The organism is Microbacterium allomyrinae (assembly GCF_020682705.1).
Taxonomy (GTDB): domain Bacteria; phylum Actinomycetota; class Actinomycetes; order Actinomycetales; family Microbacteriaceae; genus Microbacterium; species Microbacterium allomyrinae.
Window position 1 is genome coordinate 57,914 of the sequence record NZ_JAGTTN010000002.1, and the last position, 18,692, is coordinate 76,605.

General features: G+C 66.7%; 23 protein-coding genes and 2 pseudogenes. 11 read left to right on the plus strand and 14 right to left on the minus strand.

The window, feature by feature from the left end; all coding sequences use genetic code 11:
• The 3 genes from KEC57_RS06565 to KEC57_RS06575 form a co-directional block, all read right to left on the minus strand.
• Window positions 1-1,422, minus strand: a complete 1,422-nt coding sequence (locus tag KEC57_RS06565; protein ID WP_229383775.1) for an O-antigen polysaccharide polymerase Wzy — start codon at window positions 1,420-1,422, stop codon at window positions 1-3.
• Window positions 1,419-2,459, minus strand: a complete 1,041-nt coding sequence (locus KEC57_RS06570) for an acyltransferase family protein (protein ID WP_229383776.1) — start codon at window positions 2,457-2,459, stop codon at window positions 1,419-1,421. The genes KEC57_RS06565 and KEC57_RS06570 overlap by 4 nt, the downstream gene beginning before the upstream one ends.
• A 244-nt stretch (window positions 2,460-2,703) precedes the next feature.
• A complete protein-coding gene (locus tag KEC57_RS06575) occupies window positions 2,704-3,000 on the minus strand; it encodes a hypothetical protein (protein WP_229383777.1) in 297 nt (98 codons plus the stop codon).
• Between the two features lie 509 nt (window positions 3,001-3,509).
• On the opposite strand from KEC57_RS06575, the gene KEC57_RS06580 reads away from it, so the two are divergent.
• Window positions 3,510-4,586, plus strand: coding sequence for a TIR domain-containing protein (locus KEC57_RS06580; RefSeq protein ID WP_229383778.1), 1,077 nt, complete (start codon window positions 3,510-3,512; stop codon window positions 4,584-4,586).
• 656 nt (window positions 4,587-5,242) lie between these two features.
• Here KEC57_RS06580 and KEC57_RS06585 read toward each other — a convergent pair.
• The 8 genes and pseudogenes from KEC57_RS06585 to KEC57_RS06610 form a co-directional block, all read right to left on the minus strand.
• Window positions 5,243-6,370 (minus strand): tyrosine-type recombinase/integrase, encoded by a 1,128-nt coding sequence (locus KEC57_RS06585; RefSeq protein ID WP_229383779.1) that lies wholly within the window; start codon window positions 6,368-6,370, stop codon window positions 5,243-5,245.
• Between the two features lies 1 nt (window position 6,371).
• On the minus strand, window positions 6,372-6,605 hold the full coding sequence (locus KEC57_RS06590) for a hypothetical protein (RefSeq protein ID WP_229383780.1): 234 nt from the start codon (window positions 6,603-6,605) through the stop codon (window positions 6,372-6,374).
• Complete coding sequence (locus KEC57_RS19155) at window positions 6,602-6,784, minus strand: recombinase family protein (protein ID WP_372456970.1); 183 nt, start codon at window positions 6,782-6,784, stop codon at window positions 6,602-6,604. Before KEC57_RS19155 ends, KEC57_RS06590 begins: the two co-directional genes overlap by 4 nt.
• A 100-nt stretch (window positions 6,785-6,884) precedes the next feature.
• A pseudogene (locus tag KEC57_RS19160) lies at window positions 6,885-7,250 on the minus strand (recombinase family protein); the annotation flags it as partial.
• Window positions 7,247-7,498, minus strand: coding sequence for a hypothetical protein (locus KEC57_RS06600; RefSeq protein ID WP_229383782.1), 252 nt, complete (start codon window positions 7,496-7,498; stop codon window positions 7,247-7,249). The pseudogene KEC57_RS19160 and the gene KEC57_RS06600, both read right to left, overlap by 4 nt.
• Window positions 7,499-8,066: 568 nt before the next feature.
• Window positions 8,067-8,474 carry a hypothetical protein gene (locus KEC57_RS06605; protein ID WP_229383783.1) on the minus strand — a complete coding sequence of 136 codons (408 nt, stop codon included), beginning with the start codon at window positions 8,472-8,474 and terminating at the stop codon, window positions 8,067-8,069.
• A gap of 66 nt (window positions 8,475-8,540) precedes the next feature.
• Window positions 8,541-8,789, minus strand: a pseudogene (locus KEC57_RS19165) (hypothetical protein); the annotation flags it as partial.
• Window positions 8,746-10,245: an alanine/glycine:cation symporter family protein gene (locus tag KEC57_RS06610; protein WP_229383784.1), complete on the minus strand. Its 1,500-nt coding sequence runs from the start codon at window positions 10,243-10,245 to the stop codon at window positions 8,746-8,748. The gene KEC57_RS06610 and the pseudogene KEC57_RS19165, both read right to left, overlap by 44 nt.
• A gap of 74 nt (window positions 10,246-10,319) precedes the next feature.
• Here KEC57_RS06610 and KEC57_RS06615 point away from each other — a divergent pair, with 74 nt between their 5' ends.
• The 4 genes from KEC57_RS06615 to KEC57_RS06630 are packed head-to-tail and all read left to right on the plus strand — an operon-like array spanning window position 10,320 to window position 12,535.
• Complete coding sequence (locus KEC57_RS06615; RefSeq protein WP_229384431.1) at window positions 10,320-10,463, plus strand: hypothetical protein; 144 nt, start codon at window positions 10,320-10,322, stop codon at window positions 10,461-10,463.
• A gap of 52 nt (window positions 10,464-10,515) precedes the next feature.
• On the plus strand, window positions 10,516-11,067 hold the full coding sequence (locus tag KEC57_RS06620; protein WP_229383785.1) for a TetR family transcriptional regulator: 552 nt from the start codon (window positions 10,516-10,518) through the stop codon (window positions 11,065-11,067).
• The gene (locus KEC57_RS06625; RefSeq protein WP_229383786.1) at window positions 11,064-11,786 is read left to right on the plus strand and encodes an ABC transporter ATP-binding protein; all 723 of its coding nucleotides are present in this window, start codon (window positions 11,064-11,066) and stop codon (window positions 11,784-11,786) included. Before KEC57_RS06620 ends, KEC57_RS06625 begins: the two co-directional genes overlap by 4 nt.
• The gene (locus KEC57_RS06630) at window positions 11,783-12,535 is read left to right on the plus strand and encodes an ABC transporter permease (RefSeq protein ID WP_229383787.1); all 753 of its coding nucleotides are present in this window, start codon (window positions 11,783-11,785) and stop codon (window positions 12,533-12,535) included. The genes KEC57_RS06625 and KEC57_RS06630 overlap by 4 nt, the downstream gene beginning before the upstream one ends.
• Window positions 12,536-12,550: 15 nt before the next feature.
• Here KEC57_RS06630 and KEC57_RS06635 read toward each other — a convergent pair whose 3' ends face one another.
• The 3 genes from KEC57_RS06635 to KEC57_RS06645 all read right to left on the minus strand — a co-directional run bounded on the left by KEC57_RS06635 (window position 12,551) and on the right by KEC57_RS06645 (window position 14,235).
• Window positions 12,551-13,291, minus strand: coding sequence for a cytochrome c biogenesis CcdA family protein (locus tag KEC57_RS06635; protein WP_229383788.1), 741 nt, complete (start codon window positions 13,289-13,291; stop codon window positions 12,551-12,553).
• Between the two features lie 7 nt (window positions 13,292-13,298).
• On the minus strand, window positions 13,299-13,538 hold the full coding sequence (locus KEC57_RS06640; RefSeq protein ID WP_229383789.1) for a hypothetical protein: 240 nt from the start codon (window positions 13,536-13,538) through the stop codon (window positions 13,299-13,301).
• Window positions 13,539-13,686: 148 nt separating this feature from the next.
• On the minus strand, window positions 13,687-14,235 hold the full coding sequence (locus KEC57_RS06645) for a TetR/AcrR family transcriptional regulator (protein ID WP_229383790.1): 549 nt from the start codon (window positions 14,233-14,235) through the stop codon (window positions 13,687-13,689).
• A gap of 105 nt (window positions 14,236-14,340) precedes the next feature.
• On the opposite strand from KEC57_RS06645, the gene KEC57_RS06650 reads away from it, so the two are divergent.
• The 6 genes from KEC57_RS06650 to KEC57_RS06670 all read left to right on the plus strand — a co-directional run bounded on the left by KEC57_RS06650 (window position 14,341) and on the right by KEC57_RS06670 (window position 18,691).
• Window positions 14,341-15,300 (plus strand): zinc-dependent alcohol dehydrogenase family protein, encoded by a 960-nt coding sequence (locus KEC57_RS06650; protein WP_229383791.1) that lies wholly within the window; start codon window positions 14,341-14,343, stop codon window positions 15,298-15,300.
• A 144-nt stretch (window positions 15,301-15,444) separates the two neighbouring features.
• Window positions 15,445-15,843 (plus strand): iron chelate uptake ABC transporter family permease subunit, encoded by a 399-nt coding sequence (locus tag KEC57_RS06655; RefSeq protein WP_229383792.1) that lies wholly within the window; start codon window positions 15,445-15,447, stop codon window positions 15,841-15,843.
• Window positions 15,844-15,881: 38 nt separating this feature from the next.
• Complete coding sequence (locus KEC57_RS18910) at window positions 15,882-16,007, plus strand: alpha/beta fold hydrolase (protein WP_267492223.1); 126 nt, start codon at window positions 15,882-15,884, stop codon at window positions 16,005-16,007.
• 512 nt (window positions 16,008-16,519) lie between these two features.
• Window positions 16,520-16,933: a (R)-mandelonitrile lyase gene (locus KEC57_RS06660; protein WP_229383793.1), complete on the plus strand. Its 414-nt coding sequence runs from the start codon at window positions 16,520-16,522 to the stop codon at window positions 16,931-16,933.
• A gap of 279 nt (window positions 16,934-17,212) precedes the next feature.
• Window positions 17,213-17,665 (plus strand): ribosomal maturation YjgA family protein, encoded by a 453-nt coding sequence (locus tag KEC57_RS06665; protein ID WP_229383794.1) that lies wholly within the window; start codon window positions 17,213-17,215, stop codon window positions 17,663-17,665.
• 54 nt (window positions 17,666-17,719) lie between these two features.
• Window positions 17,720-18,691: a L,D-transpeptidase gene (locus tag KEC57_RS06670; RefSeq protein WP_229383795.1), complete on the plus strand. Its 972-nt coding sequence runs from the start codon at window positions 17,720-17,722 to the stop codon at window positions 18,689-18,691.
• Window position 18,692: the final 1 nt, after the last annotated feature.

Below are 18,692 nucleotides of genomic sequence, written 5' to 3' on the forward strand. Positions count from 1 at the left end.
CTAGACACGAGAGAGGTCCTGTTCTTGCGGGCGTCGTCGGGGAACCTGGAATGGGTCCCGCTGCGGTCTGGTCACGAACCAGGAGGCGACCAGGATGATGAGCAGGTTCGACATCGCCTGCAGCAGCGAGCCCCGCAGCACGATCAGCAGATAGAACGGGATGATTGTCGCCGCCACACCTGGCGCCCCGTAGAGAGACAGCATCGCTTCGGACCGCCGATCGAGGTACCGGATGAGATACCCGAACCCGATCATCCCCGCGATGAGGCCCACCCAGCCGAGGTTGATATACAGCTCAGCCCAGAGCGGTGCGGAGAGGTTGCGGAAGCGATAGTCCTGCCACTCCGCCAGAAAGGTGCCCGTGTCAATCGGCTTCTCAGCCCATCCCTCACGGGGCACCCAGAACAGGACGACGCCGAGGAGCTGATTGCCCCATGTGATGCCTTGCTCCTCGACGTATCGGACGGTGTTCATCAGCTGCGCGAACGCGTCGAAGTCTGCGCTGGTGAGCGAGTCGAGCGGCGACTGTAGTTCGACTGTCGCGTCGAGCGTCCGCCGGAAGGTGTCCAGGATCGGGAAGACCACGATCATGCCCGCCATGGCTCCGACCGCCGCTGCCCGGAACCGGCCAATCGTGGCGTAGAGCCCGAGCGCCCCGAGCACTGCGAGTGCGACGGTGCCGAAGATGTACCGTGCGTTCCCGACGGGGTTGACGAGGGCGACGAGCGTGACCAGGACGACGACGGTCATGAACACTGGGCGCGGCTGCTGTGCCCGTTTCCGCTGACGCCAGAGACTCGCCAGCGCGACGAACGCGACGAGCAGACCCATCTTGGCGCCGGCAACGATGAGCGTGCCGAAAGGACCGCCGAGCGAGTCAGAGCGCGCCGAGCTCAGTTCCGACCGCGCGGCGAAGAGGGTAGAGAACCCCACCTGAGACACGTAGAAGACGGCGAGCAGCAGCGTTGCCAACGCGAGCAGATAGACGTTCCTCGCGTTCACGGGGCGGGATACCGGCGCGTAGTTCGGGTCCTCGGCTCGCCGGTTACCGAGTCCGAGTCCGAGCAGTATCGCGAGGCAGCCGACGAGGACTACCGTCGCGGCGCGGACGGCGAAGACCGAGTCCATTCCTGGTGTGGTGCCCGGGTACGTCGTCTGGATCTGGACGAACGGTGCGACACCTAGGAAGAGGTAGACGAAGAGCCAGAGGACCATCTCGTGCAGGCGTCGGTCGCGGTAGCCGAGCACCAGGGCAAACTTGAGCCCCGAGATCACAATGATCGCGGTGACGGCAAGAAGAGCGTTCGGTTGCAGAACCGGCGCTCCCATGTTCCAGAGCAACAGCGGAACCACCCCGCACAATGCGACCGCTGCGAACGTGGCCAGGAATGGCGACGGGTAGTTCTTCACCACCGGGATCATGCTGCTCCTTGCGCCCTAGTCCGTTGCGGCCACGCTCGGTCGAATGTACCGCTCAACCATCGGGGCGTGTCGAACAGCCACCCGAGTCGAATCTTCGGCGCGATCCGGCCGCTGAGGTATCCGAGGCCGAGCCCGACGGCGCCGATCGCGAGGGGCGTGAGCCATCCGGCGATCGTGCTTGGCTGGATGATGAGCGTCGCGACCCAGACCGCCAGGGCGATCCATAGTGAGTGTGACATGTAGATCGGCAGGGTCGACTGTCCGAGGTGACGAAGTACGACCACGTCGGCCAGGCTCTTGGCGATGACGACGCCGGCCGCGAGCCCCATGAGTCGCAGCGCGAACGAGATCCCGGGAGCGTCGGTGAGGCCGATGCTGTCGAGTTCGAAGTACGCGAGAGCCCATGCGGCAACGATTGCGATGCTCATCCAGAGCCTGGTTCCATCGACGGCGCGAAGGAGCAGTGTCCGCCCGTAGCAGCCGAGGACGAAGAAGAAGTAATACAGCGGGATGCCGTCCCACGCGTTGTTGCCCACGACGTTGCCGTTGTCGATGCTGAACCAGACTGCGGAGATCACTCCGGCGACGACGATCTGCCACACGGGAGGGACGTCTTTGGTCAGTCGGCCGAGGACGAAGAAGATGGCCAGAGCGAAGAGGAACCATCCGCCGATCGGCCATAGCATGTGCAGCGGGAGCTGCAGGATGCCGGTCTCGCTGTCCTCGCCGGGGATGAGGTTCAGCACGACCCAGCGGATCGCGACCCACAGAGCGAACACCCACGCTAGGAGAAGCACCTTCGAGCGGAAGAGCGGACGCCATGGTCCGCTGACCCACTTGCCTGCGAACAGTCCAGCGGCCATGAAGAACAGCGGCATCCGCATCGTGCGGAGGAACTCCGTCGCCGCGACCCAGAACGGATCCGCGAGTCCTTCCGCGAACGAGTAGATGATCCCGTGGTGGAGAACGACGAGGACGATCGCCATTCCACGGGCCGCGTCAGGCCACGCGATACGCGCGCGCTCGTTCTCAGTCATCTATGCCCCCCGCATCGACGGACCCCAACAGCCCGCACGATGCGCGAGTTTACAGCGACTATGTTTCGCCCATCGAACGCCAACGGCGAGAGGCCGCCGGACTAGATGCTCCGGACGGTGAGCAGCTGCCACCCGTCCGGAATATTCGCTTCGAGCGCTGGCATGGTGTCTGCCTCGATCTCGCGTGTCCCGTCACGCCGCGCCATCGTCGCGGTCGCGTCGAGGATGGTGGACCCCTTCCGCATTAGTTCTCCGCGTGCGATCGGTGCGTGACGGCACTGCGCCATACGATGGCCCATCCGCCGGGGACGCGCACGTCGACGACACGGTCGTTCCACGACTGCGCGATCGTCGCGATACGTTCGGTGGTCCCGTCGTCCCACGTCACCCACGCCCACACCGGGATCCCGGGTTTCTGCATCAGCATGCGGTCGGGCCCGTGCGCTTCCTTCGGCAGCACGAGCGGGCGGCGTCCGCCGTTCGCTTGCCGCTCGAGCGAGAGCTCGGTGAGTCGGTCGCCGTACCGCTTGTTCGTTCCCACTGCCAGGGTTCCCCTTTCCCCGGCCGAGGATCTCAGGCTACGCCGACACCACCGACATGCAAGCCGACTTGGCACGTCCCCGCGACGTTCCAAATTCGAGTCCGATTCTTTACACGTCCCCTGTCCGGTATCGAGAAGGACGGCACCGCACTCGGGGGCACCGCAGCGTCTGCACGTCATCGATCCGCGATGAGGCGCCTGTCTCACATTCGTCTCACATGTCGGAGTAGGTAAGGGGGTTTGAGTGTCCGCGAGAGTCGATCGGAAGTGCCCTCTTAACACCTGATCAGGAGGGATACTGAGGGTAGTTGTCCGTCACTGTCGTTCCAAAGGAAACTGCTCGGGCCAATCAAGGGGTCGCAGGTTCAAATCCTGTCATCCCGACAGAGAAAGCCCCGGTAGATCTGAGGATCTGCCGGGGCTCTGTCTTGGCCCAAAACGGCTTGGGACTCCAAAGGGACTCCGGCGTGTCCGAATGAGAGTTCTCTAATGCCCGCTAGGATGCGGGCATGACACTGCCCATCAAGACGGGGGTTGATGACGCCCTCGCCGTGGTCGCCTACCTGAAGTCCAAACCGACCGGCGCCACGCTAGCCGAAGCAAAGGCTGTCATCGACAACCGCGTGCTCGACGGGCGAAAGCTGAACGCCTACCAGGTGTGGGGTCTTGTGGAGCAGGAAGGCGAGAAGTACAAGTTGACCGATCGTGGTCGTCGTCTCGCGCGCGACCCCGAGAGCTCCCCGCAGATCTTTCGAGAGGTCATCAACTCCATCCCCACGTATCGCTCAGCGATCGAGTGGGCGTACCACCAGAAGTTCGACACGATCTCGGTGGACGATCTCGCCGCGAATTGGCACGCACATCATCGGGAAGCGCTGGGCACCGACGCGGACGGGTCGATCAAAGGCGCAGTGACCTGCTTCTTCAACGTCGCTGACGGAGCAGGTCTGGGCAAGTACGTCGTCGGTAGGTCGGGCGGAATGACTCGGCTCGAGGTCTACAGCGCCCAACTGAAGCCTCTTGTAGAGGCTGGCCCGAGTGACCCGCCTTGGCAGAAGCAATCAACCGAGGAGCACGACTCAGAAGAAGAGAGCGATTCTGACGATGTAGAGCCTTCGGCCCCGGCCGCGCCAGTCGTCCCCGCCGAACTTCCCGCGCCCGAGGCGGAGTCCGTCCGCGTGTTCATCTCGCATGGCAAGAACATGGACGTCGTAGATCAAGTGAAGACTGTCCTCGATCTCGCAGATATCAAGTGGGAAGTCGCAGTCGAAGAAGAGTCTGCAGCGATCCCCGTCCCGGACAAGGTCTTCGGCGCGATGCGGAGCTGCAACGCTGGCATCATCTGCGTCAGCGGCGAGGAGGTGTCCGGAACCGAAGGCGAGTACACGCTCAATCAGAACGTGCTGATCGAGATAGGTGCGGCCTTCGTCCTCTACGATCGCCGGGTCGTCCTCCTTTGGGATAAGAGGATTCCCGTGCCCTCGAATCTTCAGGGGCTCTATCGCTGCGAGTTCGACGGCGATGAGCTGTCGTGGTCAGCTGGCACCAAGCTCATGAAAGCAATTCAGGGTTTCAAGAAGTCCTAGCCGCTGATTCGTGACGCGTGAGGAAACTAGATGAAGAGCCGTTCGATAGCTCCCTGGTGCCGGCTGATCTGGAGTACTTGGCATCATCCGAGCTTCCGACGGGTGTAGCCCTGCGTGTTCCGCGCGACTTGGATCGATACGACCCGTTCAAGGGGCGGCCTGTCACCCTGAGCGGTGCAGCGTCACGCCGTCTAGCGGAAGTTGCACAAGCCGAGATGACAGCGGGAGATAGCCCGTTCGTCCGGCCGGAGTGGTTGAACCAGCAGGCGGTCCCGCGGTTGCTCGTATCCGCAAGTTACGACGGGCGTGACGCCTTCGGTGCATCGCGGATGCTGGGCAGGCTCGACCTCGCCGCGCGCAGGGCTGGAGCGATGTATCGCCAAGTTATGAACGGGGACGGGAAGAAGAAGGAGTGGCCGGAACCGCTCCGCACCTACCAAGGTGGATTGCACGTACTAGATGTTCGCGTTGGTTCGTTCGAAGTGCTCACTACGGTGTGGGGCGTCCTCGTCTCTGCTGCGACGAGCAGCCCTATCGCCGTCGCGGGTCTCATCTCACTCGCTTGGGACATCGGACAGACAGGGCGGTACGTCGCCGCTCGCTGGCGGGCGGGCGCACTTACAGACCAAATGCACGGCAGGCCCTCGTTCGATGTCTCAGGCGTGACCGAACCGTGGGGCACCAATCAGACGCAAGCGTTGGTCCCTGTGATGAACCGTGCGATCGAGAACAACCAGGGTTTCGAGTACTCCCTCGATGGGCGTGAACTCCAGGTCAAGCTGACCGTGCTGCCCTACGACGACTAGCCGCCGATCGCTCGGAGCGGAGCTGGGGGGAGTCGTCGCGGCTGCGATGTGGGCAGAGAACGCGGCGCGGTGAGCGCTGTAGTCGCGCTTGCGCAGGTGGGCATAGACCTTGTTGGTCACCGCTTCGCCCGGCCAGAGGCTCGCCACAAGATCAGCGCGGTACGGGTGAGCGCGGAGGTGCGCGCTGAGGTCGCTCAACAGGGTCTCGTCCAGGATTGGCACATCGCGCTTGCCCGCTCTGCGCTTCGGTGTGCCGGTCTGATAGCCCTGGCTAGTGTGCGTCTTGTTAAGCCGCACCTGAATCTCGCCCGCGCGGAGGTCGATGTCGCGGATGCGGAGGGCTGCGACCTCGCCGATGCGCAGACCGCTGAACGCTGCGAGGCGGACGAGCAGGTCGTATGGCGGCTGGGCCGCGAACTCGTCGGAAATTCGCATTACCTCCTCGACCGAGAGGAACCGAGCCTCCTGTGTGTCGGCCTTCGGTCGTGCGACGGCCACGCAGGGATTGAACGCGATCAGTCGGTGCTTATAGGCGTAGGTCAGCACCCGCGCCACCGCCTTGTTCGCGCCGAGCACCGACGTCTCCGAGCGCGGCTGACCGTTGGCCTTCGGCTTGGCGCGCATCATCGCGTTGAAGGCGTCGAGGTCTGCCGACGTAATCGTGTTGATCTGGCGGCTGCCGAACTCCGGGTAGACGTGCGAGCGGAACGCCGCCTCGTAGGCGTCGATGGTCTTCTGCTTTAGGCGTGGCCGCTCTGCCTCCAGCATCCGCTCTGCGACCTCGCGGAACTTCTTCCCTCGCACCGCGAACGGCTCGGTGCTGTGCCCGTCGGCCTGCTCGCGTTCGACCTTGTCGCGGAACCGCTCTGCCTCGCGCTTGACGTAGAACGAGCGCTTGCGGAACTTGTCGGGTGCCGACCGCCACCGGACCGTGTAGCGCGTGCCCTTGGTGGTCTGGTTCTCCGTGATGTGTGCCATCTCAACGCTCCTTGCTGACTTCGATGGGCGCGGTCGGGTCGAACGGGCCGAACGACCAGACCGGCTCGTGTGTGGCCTGCCAGACGTACCGGCACCACAGCAAGATCGCGCCGTGCGGGCGTCGGACCCGGACGTCGACGGCGGGGTGCTCGTCGCTCTCCATGACGATGTGCCCCGGTCGGACTGAGTCGGCTCGTATCCGATGGGTACGCGGGTTGAGCTTCGGCGTGGTCATGCTGCTGGGTCCTGTTCGGTCTTGCTAAGGCGCGCAAGTATGCGAGCGACGGTGCTGGTGTGCCAGGCTCCGCCGTGCGCCGTGGGTACGGCCTCCGCATTGAGTTCGCGGGCGATGCGGGCTTGGGAGAGGCCTGCCGCCCGCAGTTCGAGCAGGCGTGCTTCGCTGCTGGCCGGCAAGGTGCTCGGTCGGCCGACGTGGACGCCGCGAGCCCGAGCCGCGGAGCGCAGCAGACGTCCGCTCGCCGATCACGCGCCGTTCCCACTGCGCCACGGCAGCCATGACGTTGGCGACGAGCTCGCCAGCCGACGTGCTGGTGTCGATGCCGAGATCGATCGCGACGACAGACCAGCGGCGGCGCTGCGCTCGCTCCAGTAGGCCTGCGAAGTCCGCAACAGAGCGGGAGAGTCGGTCGAGCTTGCTGACGACGAGCACTCCCGCTCGGCGGGCGTCCAGTTCGGCGAGGGCGTGCTGTAGCGCGGGGCGCTCCAGGCTCTTGCCCGACATGCCCTCGTCGGCGAAGAAGTCGAGGTCCCAGCCGTGGCTCGCCGCGTAGGCCGTGACGGTCGCCTGCTGGGCCTCCAGTCCCAGCCGCGAGTCGGCCTGCTCCTCGGTGCTCACCCGCAGGTAGCCGATGGCCCTCATGCGGCCTGCTCCTTCGCCTTGGCCTCGGCTGCCGCGAGGATCGCCTTCGCCTTGGCGATGCGGGCGGCTTCGCGCTCGGCCTGCTTCGCGGCGCGCTCTTTGGCGGTCGCCTCCTGCTCGGCCTGGCGCTGGGCGCGCTCGGCCTTGGCTTGCTCGCGAGCCGTGGCCGCGTCCGCGATGCGGCGCTGGTTGTCCTCGCTCTTCTGGAACTCGCCTCGGAGCCACGATGCGAGCACGACGGACTGCACGTCTACGGCGTATCCGGTCTCCCGGGTCAGTCACTCGGCGTAGGCCTGCATGGTCGGGCTTGCCTCCTTCTCGGCGTAGTGCGCGAACTGCGGTGCGGTCGGGGTCTGGGTGGTCTTGCGAGCGGTCATTTCCTTCTCCTTGGTTGGGCCTCGGATTCGAACATTTGTTCGGTTGAGGCGAGACGAAGTTAAACGCCAAACCGTCCGGTTTCGCTACTCCCGGCTGGGAATCCCGCTCCATGGCCATGTGCCGCGTCGGGGACGCCGGACCCTAACCGGGGTAGCCGCCCAGGGATATCAGCGCTCCTGCCTCAGTCCCTGGGCTGCTCCGTGAGAACTAGCCCTCGCCCCGTTCCGCCGCTCGTGCCTCCCAGCGCTTCGGGCTCATGCTTCGGCGGGAGCTCCGCCCCGCGACCCGGTCCGCGTGAGGATCGGCCGTCGATGTGCGGCTCTCCGAGCGCACCGTCTTGTCGGCGCGCTTCCGGGCGGCAGCGGTCCGCGCCTCCGCCGCGCTCTGGGCAGACGTGTCGTGGCGGACGCCGAACTTGTCGCGCGGCGGCAGCTCAGGCTAGCCCAGCTCTCCCGCCTCGAACGCTCGGACCCGTTCGGCCTCCTGGCGAGCGCGCTCCTCGTTCGACACTGGAGGTCGCGGGCTGCGTCGGAGCATCTGCTCCCGCTCCCGGGCGCGTTCCTGGCGCTCGTCCTCCCGCTGAAGCCGGTCCTCGCCGTCCTCGTCGACGATCTCGGCATCCTCGATGTCTTCGGTCGTGGCTGTGATCGGGAGCGGTTCGTCGTCTTCGAGGTCAAGGTCCATGACGACATCGGCCACGGTGTCCTCGAACGATCGCTTGGTAACGCCAACCTCGATGTTCTGAGTTCCGGCGAGGTTGGCCCGGTCCAGTCCGTCGCGGATCGCAACGAGCCGATGCTGAACGGGCACCTTCTCATTCGTGGCGATCTTCAACAGAGCGGCCATGAGCACGTCGGCTTGCATCCGCAGTCGAATCTGCGCCGCTCTGCGGACGTGTGCGGTCGCTCCGCCGTGCATGCGGCAGACCGTTGCGCCCAGGATGGCGAAGTTCCCGCACGGTGTGCCGTTTCGCCGAGTTGCTGTGCATAGCGTCCCGCTGTGCTTACGTGCCTCCAGCCCCTGCGCCGTGTGCGGTGGCGCGAGGTGGGTGGTCGCCGAAGTGGTGCGGCGACACCCCCCGCTCGTCCGGACGAGCGGAGTCCCCGAGTGGCCCCACTCAGTCTTGGTGGTGGAGATGGTCGCGGTGCTTCTCGGTCTGATGGCGCTTGGTCTGGAGGTCGATGGGGCCGGTGACGCTGAGTTCGTCCTCCCAGCACTCGATGCCGCTGATGTCGGGGAGGATGTCGCGGGTGAAGACGGGGTCTCTGCCGGCACGACGCTGGTCTGTGTAGTTCTTCAGCAGTCGGAACGCGATTCCCGATAGCAGGCCGATGGCTATGAGGTTGGTGAGCGCCATGAGCCCCATGACGCCGTCGGCGAAGTTCCAGACGAGGTCTGCGCCGGCGACCGAGCCGACGAGCACGGCGACGACGACGAGTATGCGGTAGCCGGTGAGCACGGAGCGTCGAGTGGTGATGAACTCGATGTTCGATTCGCCGTAGTAGTAGTTGCCGAGGATCGACGAGAACGCCAGCAGGAAGATGATCACGCTCAACGCGATGTTCGACCATTCGCCGAGAGTGCCGACGAGTGCGCCCTGGGTGAGCCCGATCCCTCGTTCGGCGCCGGCAAGGTCGGGCACCGAGACGAGGATGATGAATGCGGTGATGGAGCAGACGAGGAACGTGTCGAAGTAGACCCCGAGGGTCTGCACCAGTCCCTGCTTGACGGGGTGGGTGACGGCGGCGCTCGCCCCGGCGTTCGGTGCCGATCCGAGGCCTGCCTCGTTCGAGAACATGCCGCGCTTCACACCCGTGAGGATGATGTACCCGAGGCTCGCGCCGACGACTTCGTTGAATCCCCAGGCCTGCGTGAAGATCTCGACGAATACCGGTCCGATGCGGTCGACGTGAAGGCCGACGACCACGAGCCCCAGCAGCAGATAGGCCAGCGCCATGATCGGGACGAGCAGCTGAGTGACGGAGGCGATGCGCCGCACGCCGCCGAAGACGACGAGTCCAGTGAGAGCGGCGATCCCGACGCCGATTCCCCAGGGAAGCCACGCCGGGCTGTCGCCGACGCTGGAGGTCACCGTGGCCGAGATCGTGTTCGCCTGCAGCGAGCTGAATGCGAAGGGGAAGCAGATGATCAGGATGATCGCGAACCAGATTCCGAGCCAGCGGGCTTTCAGACCGCGCTGCATGTAGTACGCCGGTCCACCCCGGAAACTATCGCTGTCGCGCACCTTGAACAGCTGCGCGAGCGAGGACTCGATGAAGCTCGACGCGCCGCCGATGAACGCCATCACCCACATCCAGAACACAGCGCCCGGTCCGCCGACCGCGATCGCGGTTCCGACGCCCGCGATGTTCCCGACGCCGACGCGCGACGCCGCCGAGATCGTGAACGCCTGGAACGCGGACACAGACTGCGGCTCCCCGGACTCGGTCCGCGGAGTCTTGTCCGTCAGCGTGCGGAACATCTCCGGGATCAGCCGGAACTGCACCACGCCGGATCGAATCGTGAAGTACAGCCCGAGCAGAACGACCACGGGCAGCACGACCCAGGTCCACAGATTGTCGCCCCAGGTCAGCAGCCACTCGTTAACGGCATCCATGGACGTCAGTATGGCGAACCCGCGCCGCGGGGGATAGCTCCCGTGTCTCGGGTGGTGTCGCGGGCGGGGCGCTGATGATCGCCGCACTCGCACTCGCACTCGCACTCGCACTCGCACTGGTCTGGGCGAACGCCCCCTGGCAGGACGCGTACGTGGCGACCTCCGAAACCGTCGTCGGGCCGGCCGTGCTCCATCTCGATCTGAGCCTCGCGAGGTGACGAGGAGCCGTCACCCGTTGACCCAGAAGATGTTAGTGACTAACATTCGAGGATGACCAGGGCATCGCGGACGCACGCCGCACTGCTGCGCGCCGCTCTCGAGCTCTTCGAGGAGAGGGGGTACGACGCCACGACGGCCGCCGCTATCGCCGCCCGCGCAGGAGTGACCGAGATGACGTTCTTCCGGCACTTCGCCTCGAAGGATGCGGTCCTGGTCGACGACCCCTACGACCCGCTCATCGCCGAGGCGGTCGCCCGCCAGCCGGTCGAACTCGCGCCGCTCGCGGCCGTGATCGCCGGGGTGAGGGAGGCATGGGATGCCGTTCCGGCCCCCGCCGTGGTCGAGGTGCGCGATCGGCTTCGTGTCGTGTCGCGGACCCCTTCGCTGCAAGGCGCACTGGCACGCAACAGCACCGGCACGGCGGAGGCGATCTCGAGCGCACTGCGGTCCCGGGCGACCCCGGCCGCCGAAGCGCGAGTCGCAGCGGCCGCGACGATCGGCGCGCTCAACGCCGCCTTGCTGGAATGGGCGGACGGCGACGACCCGGATCTCGGGTCGGCGATCGAGATGGCGCTGTGCGTCCTGACCGGTGGTGGGCCGTGACCGCGTCCGTGTTGTCCGCACACCGCGCGACACGCACTTTTCGGAATGGCTCCGGCGTATTCGACGTCGACCTGCAGCTGCACTCCGGTCAGGTGCTGGCCCTGGTGGGTCTGAACGGTGCGGGCAAGTCGACACTGATGCGGATGCTGTTGGGGATGCTGCGTCCCGATCGTGGCGAGGTGAGGCTCGAACGGTGGAACGTCGCTTTCGCGCCGGCTTCGGCATGGGCGCGAGTCGGGCACCTGGTGGAGTATCCGCTGGCGTATCCAGAGCTCTCGGTCCGTCGCAACCTGCAGCTGAGCGCCCGGATGCGCGGCGCGCGCGACGTTGACGCCGCGGTGGAGAGCATCATGGCCGAGTTCGCGCTGGAGCCCTATCGTGAGCGCCGGACCCGGGCGCTGTCGCTCGGGAACAGACAGCGGGTCGGCCTCGCCGCCGCGCTGCAGCACGATCCGAACGTGATCGTCCTCGATGAGCCCAGCAACGCGCTCGATCCGGCCGGGGTGATCCGACTGCGCGAGAGTCTGCTTCGCAGGGCCGGTGAGGGGGCGGCGGTTCTGGTCAGCAGCCATCACCTCGACGAAGTGGCACGCATCGCGGACCGCATCGTCGTGATGAACGCGGGCAGACTCATCGGCGACCTCGATCCGGGTACCCCGGAGATCGAGCGGGCGTTCTTCGAGACCGTCCGGGTCGACGATGAGCGCGGTGCACGATGAGGCCCTCACTGTGGGCGGAGGCGGTGAAGCTCACCGGCTCCACGGTCGGTCGTGTCGGCTCGGTAGCCGTGGTGGCCGGGATCGCCGTGCTCAGCGGAGCGATGCTGGCTGCCGCCGCGTCGGGAGATCCTCAGCTGCTCGCGAAGCTCGGACCCGCGGCGACCAGAGACTGGAACGGGTTCCTGCTCGCGGCGGCGCAGATCACGTCGGCCGGAGGGCTGCTGGGATTCGGCGTCGTGCTCTCGTGGATCTTCGGCCGCGAGTTCGGCGACGGCACGATCACCGGACTCTTCGCCCTGCCGGTGCGTCGAACCACGATCGCGGTGGCGAAGATGCTCGTCTACGGGGCATGGGCCGTCGCGATCAGCGTGTGCCTTGCCCTGCTGCTGCTTCTCGTCGGACTGGTCGCCGGTCTCGGCGTCCTGACGGCGGACGTCTGGACGGCGCTGGGCCGCCAGGTGGTGCTCGGCATCATGACGGCGGCGATCGCCGCACCGGTCGCGTGGGCGGCGACCTTGGGGCGATCCGTGCTCGCCGGGGTGAGCGTCGCCATCGGACTCGTCGTCATCGCGCAGGTGGCCGTCCTCGCTGGAGCAGGGGGATGGATGCCCCTGGCCGCGCCCGCTCTTTGGGCGATCTCGTCGGGGCAGAACGTCACGCCACTCCAACTCGGGCTGGTGCTGCCCTACGTCGCCTTCTTCACCCTGTTCACCGCCGCGGCCTGGCGGACGATGCAGCTCGATCGGTGACATCCCCCGCGCGGGTCAGCGGGTGCCCAGAATCTTCTCGAGGCGTTCGATGGGATCGTAGAGCCCCGCGTCGAGGATCCACGTCTGCAGCTGCTTGTCGAATCCCGTGATCACAGCGATGCCGACGAGAACGAACAGCACTCCGACCATCCGGCGGAACCAGCCGTCCGGATCGGCTAGCCAGCCCAGTCGGCGGACGATGCGTCGTCCCAGCAGCGCGATGAGCAGCAGCATGGCCGCGAGGCCGACCGCGTAGGCCACGACGTAGAGCACGCCCTGAGCGAGCGAGACAGGCAGCACGGCCGCGACGATCAGCGCGTATGTCGGGCTGCAGCTCGTGAACACCGGCCCGAGGGCTGCTCCGGTGAGGATGTCGCCGCCGATGCCCCGTCGTGAAAGGGATCGGTTCAGCATCGCGTCGCTCCGCGACGAGAGCTTCAGTACCGCGGAGACGCGGTCCCACAGCGTCGGGAAGAGCAGATTGACACCGAGCAGGATGATGACCACTCCCGAGACGATCTGCCAAACCTGCGGGGGGATGCCGAGCAGGGCGGTCGAGGCCTTCAGCAGCAGCGTGAAGGCCACGATGCTCGCCGCCAGCGATGCGACGATCAGGTAGGGTCGCCCGCGTGCCCATCGGCCACGATCGTCTCGCGCGATCGCACCGCCGATGATCACCGGGAGCAGCGGCAGCACGCAGGGAGCGGCGACGGTGAGGATGCCCGCCGCGAGGCTGAGCAGAAGGGTTCCCGTCATGTCGGCGTCACGGCATCGCGGCGACGAGCGACGCCACCGACGGATCGTCGTACAGCACCGTGCTCGAGATGAGCTCGCCGGCGTCGTCGACGAACACCACGGTCGTCTGCAGCGTGACCCCGTACTGCTGCCGGAGATCGGTGCGGCTGTCATAGTCGACCTTGAAGACGGTGAGCCCGTCCGGCGCGCCCTTGGCCTTCAGATCCTCGTCGAGGTGCTGACACTTCGACCACTGCGGCACCCTCATCGCCGAGCACAACAGGTTCAAATCCTGTCACTCCGACCGGAAAGCCCCGGTGGATCTAAGGATCTGCCGGGGCTTCGTCGTTTCCGCGGCCGGCTCGCACAAGTCCCGCTCCGGGCCCTTCCGCAGCAGTCTCCGTCGGCAGGGAACCTCACCCGCGGAACGCGTCGACGGCGAGGGTGGCGAACCGGCTCGCGGCGGCGTCGCGGTCGCTGGGGGGCACGGAGGCCAGACCTCGTCCGGCACGCAGGATGAGTACGAGGTCGCCGATGACGAAATCCTGGCGCAACGAGCCCTCCATCCGCGCGCGTCGACCGAGTTGCTCGAGCATTTCCAGGAGTTCGCGCCGATGGAGCGTGAAACTGCTCTCGGGCGTGTCGGCCGACATGAACGCGTCGACGAATCCTCGATTGCGAGCGTTGAGCGCCGTGAGGCGCCTCACGACGGAGACGAATCCTCGCCACGGATCGGGGTCTGCGCAGCCGTCTAGGACGATCTGCCGACAGGACTGCATTTCGAGGGCGAAGGCTTCGGCGATGAGATCCTGCCTCGTGGGAAATCGGCGGTACAGGGTCGCCGGCCCGACCTCGGCACGGCGTGCGACCTCGCGCATGCCGACATCGAGGCCCTGTTCGGAGAACAGTTCCCGCGCCGCCGTCAGCAGCCGGTCGCGGTTGTCCTGCGCGTCGCTGCGGAGCATCCGAGGCATCTGCGGCCCCATGATCCTCACTTCCTCTTAGCGGACAGGTGCGTCCGTTAACCTCCTGATCGTAGCTCTGAAGACGTGATCAGCCAGGAGAAGAAGATGCGCGCAGTAGTCATCCGACGATTCGGAGATCCCGGCGGAATGGCCGTCGTAGAGATTCCCGTGCCGACTCCGCCGACCGACCACGTACTGATACGAACCGAGGCGATCGGTGTGGGTGGCGTCGATGCGGTCATCCGTCGTGGAACCTTGGGCGCCGGTTTTCGGACCGGGATGATTCCGGGCAGCGAGGTGGCCGGGATCGTGGAAGCCGTCGGTGCGAGCGTCGACTCGTCGTGGATCGGACGCCGCGTGTGGGCGTTCACGGGGACCGACGGTGGTTACGCCGAACACACGCTCGCCCCTGTCGGTGAACTCGTGCCGATCCCAGAGTCCTTGGCGTCGGTCGACGCCGTGACGCTCGGCAGTGCGGCAACCGTCGCACACTTCGCCCTGGCGCACGCGCACCTCTCGGCGGGTGAGTCGGTGCTTGTCCGCGGTGCCGCGGGCAGTATCGGTATCGCGACCGTCGAGTTGGCTCGTCGTGGCGGCGCGAAGGCCATCGCCGTCACCACCTCATCAGTCGAACGCGGTCTTCAGCTGAAGAGACTCGGAGCCACCGAGCTTCTCAGCCGCTCGGGGCAGTCCGACTCACCCGTCCCGAAGCAATTCGACGTGATCATCGACATCGTGGGGGGCCCGGACATGCCGGCGTTCCTCGACCGGCTCGCACCGAACGGTCGGATGATCCTTGTCGGAGCGGTGGCCGGGCTTCCCCCTGAGAACTTCGGCTCGCGCCTCCTTCGCGCGTTCCAGCAATCGCGGTCCTTCGCCACATTCAGCCTCGCATCGATCCCTCTGGAGGCGAGGGACACCGTTCGCGCCGAGGTGTTCGACGCTGCCGTCCGCGGCGAGCTGCATCCGATCGTCCACGCGGTCATGCCGCTCGATCACGCAGCCGAAGCTCACCGCCAAATGGATCTGGGAGCCGTGCTCGGACGGATCGTACTCACTCCATAGCAGGAACGGGCGACGTGCCCCCGTCCGTCGAGGTGGAGCGCATCGGCGGATCGCGCCCAGCGGAAGAGTCTCGGGTTTCGTTCTCGCCCTGAGCGGTCGGGGCCGCCCAGGCTCCGGTCGTCCACAGTTGGCTAGGCTTGGCCGGTGCTCGCCTGGTCAGTATCCCTCCGGCGTGCTCTGGTGCTTCTCGGACTGGTGGCCGGCGTCGTGATCACGGGGTGGCTGAGTCTTCTCCTCGGGAGCAACCCGCTGCCGCCGGGTGTCGTACTGCAGGCACTGTTCGATCCGTCGCAGGATGTAGGAGCCGTGGTGTGGGGATCGCGGGTGCCGCGCACCGTGCTCGGAATCCTCGTCGGAGGCTCTCTCGGAATCGCAGGTGCGGTGATGCAGGGGCAGACGCGCAATCCGCTCGCCGATCCGGGCATCTTCGGCGTCTCCGCCGGTGCCAGCCTCGCCGTGGTCGGGGGTGTCTTCGTCTTGGGATCCACATCGGTGATGACGACCCGGCCGACCTCGCCAGAATCGAAGCTCCGACGCTCGTGATGTCGGGGGACCGCGACACGATTCGAGTCGACCACAGCTTGCTGATCGCCGCGTCGATCCCGGGCGCGGAGCTCTGCATCGTGCCGGGCACTTCGCACGCGGTCATCGCCGAGCGGCCGGAACTGATCAGCACGATCATCCGCGAGTTCCTCCAGGGCTGCTGAACCGGGCGCTGTCGAGCGCTCCCGATCCGTCATCGCGTGGCGCGGATCGGGCGCCTCGGCGGGCAATGAATTCCGATTGTCCGGTTCCCGCTGGCCCGTCAGCATCGCCCCGCCCTCGCATTTCCCGACTCATCTTGCGGTTCGGGTGAGCTCGGGGGAGTTGTCCTCGCTCGTCGTCCGGTTGCGGTATCGTCGGAGAGCACACTCGACGATGTGTCTGCAGAGCCCGTCGAGTGTTTACCTCCCCCACCTCTCCGGGTACTGCCGTCCCGCGGCTTCGCCACGGCGTCGTCTGTGCAGGCGCGCTGCCTCTGAAGCCCCAAGCATGTGGGGGCAGCGCGCCCCCTTTTGCGGCAGGCCGTTGCGATCCTGTCCGTCCCTCAGGGGTTCTGTGGCGCGCGTCTGCTCCAGAGGGGAACCACCAGGGTCTCCCTCGCGACTGATTCTCTTCGTACCGTTGGGTGATGTCGCGCCGTCCGGCGCGTGCTCCCCGCCACGAAGGAGACCGATCGATGATCATCGAACCTACCCAGCCCACGGGGAAGAACCCGCGGGAGATGTTCGCCGGCGATGTCTGGCTCGACGTCATCGCCGCGCCGCATGAGGTGGGTCAGCGCATGACCGTCGCCACTGTCCGGTTCGCGCCTGGCGCCCGCACGGCCTGGCATTCGCACGCGCGTGGCCAGTACCTGAGGGTCACGCAGGGCGTCGCCCGTTTCGGGCATCGCGATGGCACGATCATCGATGTCCACCCCGGTCAGACCTTGTACACGCCGCCGGGCGAGGACCATTGGCACGCGGCGGCGCCCGGATGCTTCATGGAGCACATCGCCATGCTGGAGGCGGGCGACGACCCTGCGACGACGACGACGTGGAAGGAACACATCACCGACGACGAGTACGCCGGGCGCTCCGTAGACGGCTGACCTCGATCGAGGCGGGTTGTCACGCCTCCACGGGCCGCAGCGTACGGGCGTAATCCTCTTTCAACACAGCAACGTGGAACCAGGACTCGGCGCGCGACGCCTGGCAGAGCGCGGATGCGCTCGGGCTCGCGTACAGAGCACCGACTGAAGGCTCGACCAGCGTGGTGGACGGCGTCGAAGCGACCGAGCGTGCGCGCGGCGAAGTCGACGTCGCGACTGAAGGGCCGTCGGCGCGATTCGCGGCCGGGCCGTTCCGCGTTCTTCGGTGAGAATCGACGGATGGATGCCTCCGCACCACGTCCGCCGGTCCCGCCGTCGTCATCCGTCCGCGCTGCCGTGCCTGCCTCGGGCTCGCGCCGGATCATCGCGGCGATCCTGCTCGTCGCGGTGGTCGCGACAGGCCTCGCCGTCCACACGCTCCTGCCCGATACTGCGGCGACCGACATCGCGGGCGACATGCTGTACGCCTCGGCCGTGTACGCCGGTCTCGTCGTCGTGTTTCCGCGATGGGTGCCGCTGCTCACCGGTGCGGTCGCGGCGGCGTGGTGCATCGCGATCGAACTCTTCCAGCTGACCGGCATCCCTGTGGCGCTGGGCGCGGAGTTCCTGCCTGCGATGCTCGTGCTCGGGACGGTGTTCGACCCGCGCGACCTCCTCGTCTACGTCGTGACCATCGCGCTCGTGGCGGCCGTCGACGCCGTCGTGCGGGTGGTCGCGCGCCGCGCGAGCTGAAGCGGCATGTCACGAAGGTTGCGGCATCGGATCGGTGCGCCCACCATGGAGCACATGGGGGAAGGCTCGGACGACGCCGACATCTCGCCGCGGGCGCACGCGGTGAGCGTTGCGGTGCCCGCGCGTCGGCGTCGCGTGATCGGCTGGGTGCTGATCGGCGGGATCGCGATGCTGGTGGCCGGGGTCATCGTCGTAGCGGCGCTCCAGCTCGCAGGATCGGGGACGGCCGCGCCGACCACGTCCGCCTCGGCAGAGGTCACGCCCACGCCCACACCGACCGCCACGCCGACTCCGACGCCGACCCCGGTCGGCTATCCCGCGAACACGGCCGTGTACGACGTCACCGTGCTGCCGCAGGTGAACGTCTTCGCGGTCATCCCCGGGCTACCGGTCGACGATCAGCCGTTCGCTATATCGACGGCCGAGCGCGCGCTGCCGCTCGGCATCGGCGCGCCGGTATGGGCGGACCCGGCGGGTGAGCCCGTCGCATATCTCCCGCGCGAGCTGCCGTTCGACGGCACGACGGTTCCGGTCGTGGAGAGGCAGCAGAACTGGGTGAAGGTGCTGCTCGTCGGCCGCCAGGCGGTGCCGTCAGCGGGCGATCCGTCGCAGGTCGCGGGGTGGCTGCGCACCGCCGACGTCGAGTTCGCGCCCACGGCCGACAGCGTGGTCGTGAGCATCTCGGCGCGCACGGTCGACATCGTCCGCAGCGGGGTCTCCGAGCGGGTCGCTACCGACTTCGCGTGGGGCGCCGATCTCACCCCGACACCGCTCGGGCGTGCCTACATCATGACGACCCGAGTCGTACCGGAGTACGGGTACACGCGCGGGCATCCGATCGTCTATCTGTCGGTGCAGTCTCCGACGCTCGACGGATTCGGGGGAGCGGATGTCGCGGTCACGGCATTCCATTACCACGACGACCGCTCCGGCCCGATCTCGAACGGGTGCATCCGCCTGGACCCCTCGGCGATCACGGCGCTCGCCGCCCTGCCACTGGGCACCCCCGTGACCATCAGCCCCTGAG

What these genes read in the sequence shown, in the direction of transcription:
- KEC57_RS06565 (WP_229383775.1), bottom strand. Translation starts at nt 1,422, where the DNA reads ATGATCCCGGTGGTGAAGAACTACCCGTCGCCATTCCTGGCCACGTTC.
- KEC57_RS06570 (WP_229383776.1), bottom strand. Translation starts at nt 2,459, where the DNA reads ATGACTGAGAACGAGCGCGCGCGTATCGCGTGGCCTGACGCGGCCCGT.
- KEC57_RS06580 (WP_229383778.1), top strand. Translation starts at nt 3,510, where the DNA reads ATGACACTGCCCATCAAGACGGGGGTTGATGACGCCCTCGCCGTGGTC.
- KEC57_RS06585 (WP_229383779.1), bottom strand. Translation starts at nt 6,370, where the DNA reads ATGGCACACATCACGGAGAACCAGACCACCAAGGGCACGCGCTACACG.
- KEC57_RS06590 (WP_229383780.1), bottom strand. Translation starts at nt 6,605, where the DNA reads ATGACCACGCCGAAGCTCAACCCGCGTACCCATCGGATACGAGCCGAC.
- KEC57_RS06605 (WP_229383783.1), bottom strand. Translation starts at nt 8,474, where the DNA reads ATGGCCGCTCTGTTGAAGATCGCCACGAATGAGAAGGTGCCCGTTCAG.
- KEC57_RS06610 (WP_229383784.1), bottom strand. Translation starts at nt 10,245, where the DNA reads ATGGATGCCGTTAACGAGTGGCTGCTGACCTGGGGCGACAATCTGTGG.
- KEC57_RS06615 (WP_229384431.1), top strand. Translation starts at nt 10,320, where the DNA reads ATGATCGCCGCACTCGCACTCGCACTCGCACTCGCACTCGCACTGGTC.
- KEC57_RS06620 (WP_229383785.1), top strand. Translation starts at nt 10,516, where the DNA reads ATGACCAGGGCATCGCGGACGCACGCCGCACTGCTGCGCGCCGCTCTC.
- KEC57_RS06630 (WP_229383787.1), top strand. Translation starts at nt 11,783, where the DNA reads ATGAGGCCCTCACTGTGGGCGGAGGCGGTGAAGCTCACCGGCTCCACG.
- KEC57_RS06635 (WP_229383788.1), bottom strand. Translation starts at nt 13,291, where the DNA reads ATGACGGGAACCCTTCTGCTCAGCCTCGCGGCGGGCATCCTCACCGTC.
- KEC57_RS06640 (WP_229383789.1), bottom strand. Translation starts at nt 13,538, where the DNA reads ATGAGGGTGCCGCAGTGGTCGAAGTGTCAGCACCTCGACGAGGATCTG.
- KEC57_RS06645 (WP_229383790.1), bottom strand. Translation starts at nt 14,235, where the DNA reads ATGCTCCGCAGCGACGCGCAGGACAACCGCGACCGGCTGCTGACGGCG.
- KEC57_RS06650 (WP_229383791.1), top strand. Translation starts at nt 14,341, where the DNA reads ATGCGCGCAGTAGTCATCCGACGATTCGGAGATCCCGGCGGAATGGCC.
- KEC57_RS06660 (WP_229383793.1), top strand. Translation starts at nt 16,520, where the DNA reads ATGATCATCGAACCTACCCAGCCCACGGGGAAGAACCCGCGGGAGATG.
- KEC57_RS06665 (WP_229383794.1), top strand. Translation starts at nt 17,213, where the DNA reads ATGGATGCCTCCGCACCACGTCCGCCGGTCCCGCCGTCGTCATCCGTC.
- KEC57_RS06670 (WP_229383795.1), top strand. Translation starts at nt 17,720, where the DNA reads ATGGGGGAAGGCTCGGACGACGCCGACATCTCGCCGCGGGCGCACGCG.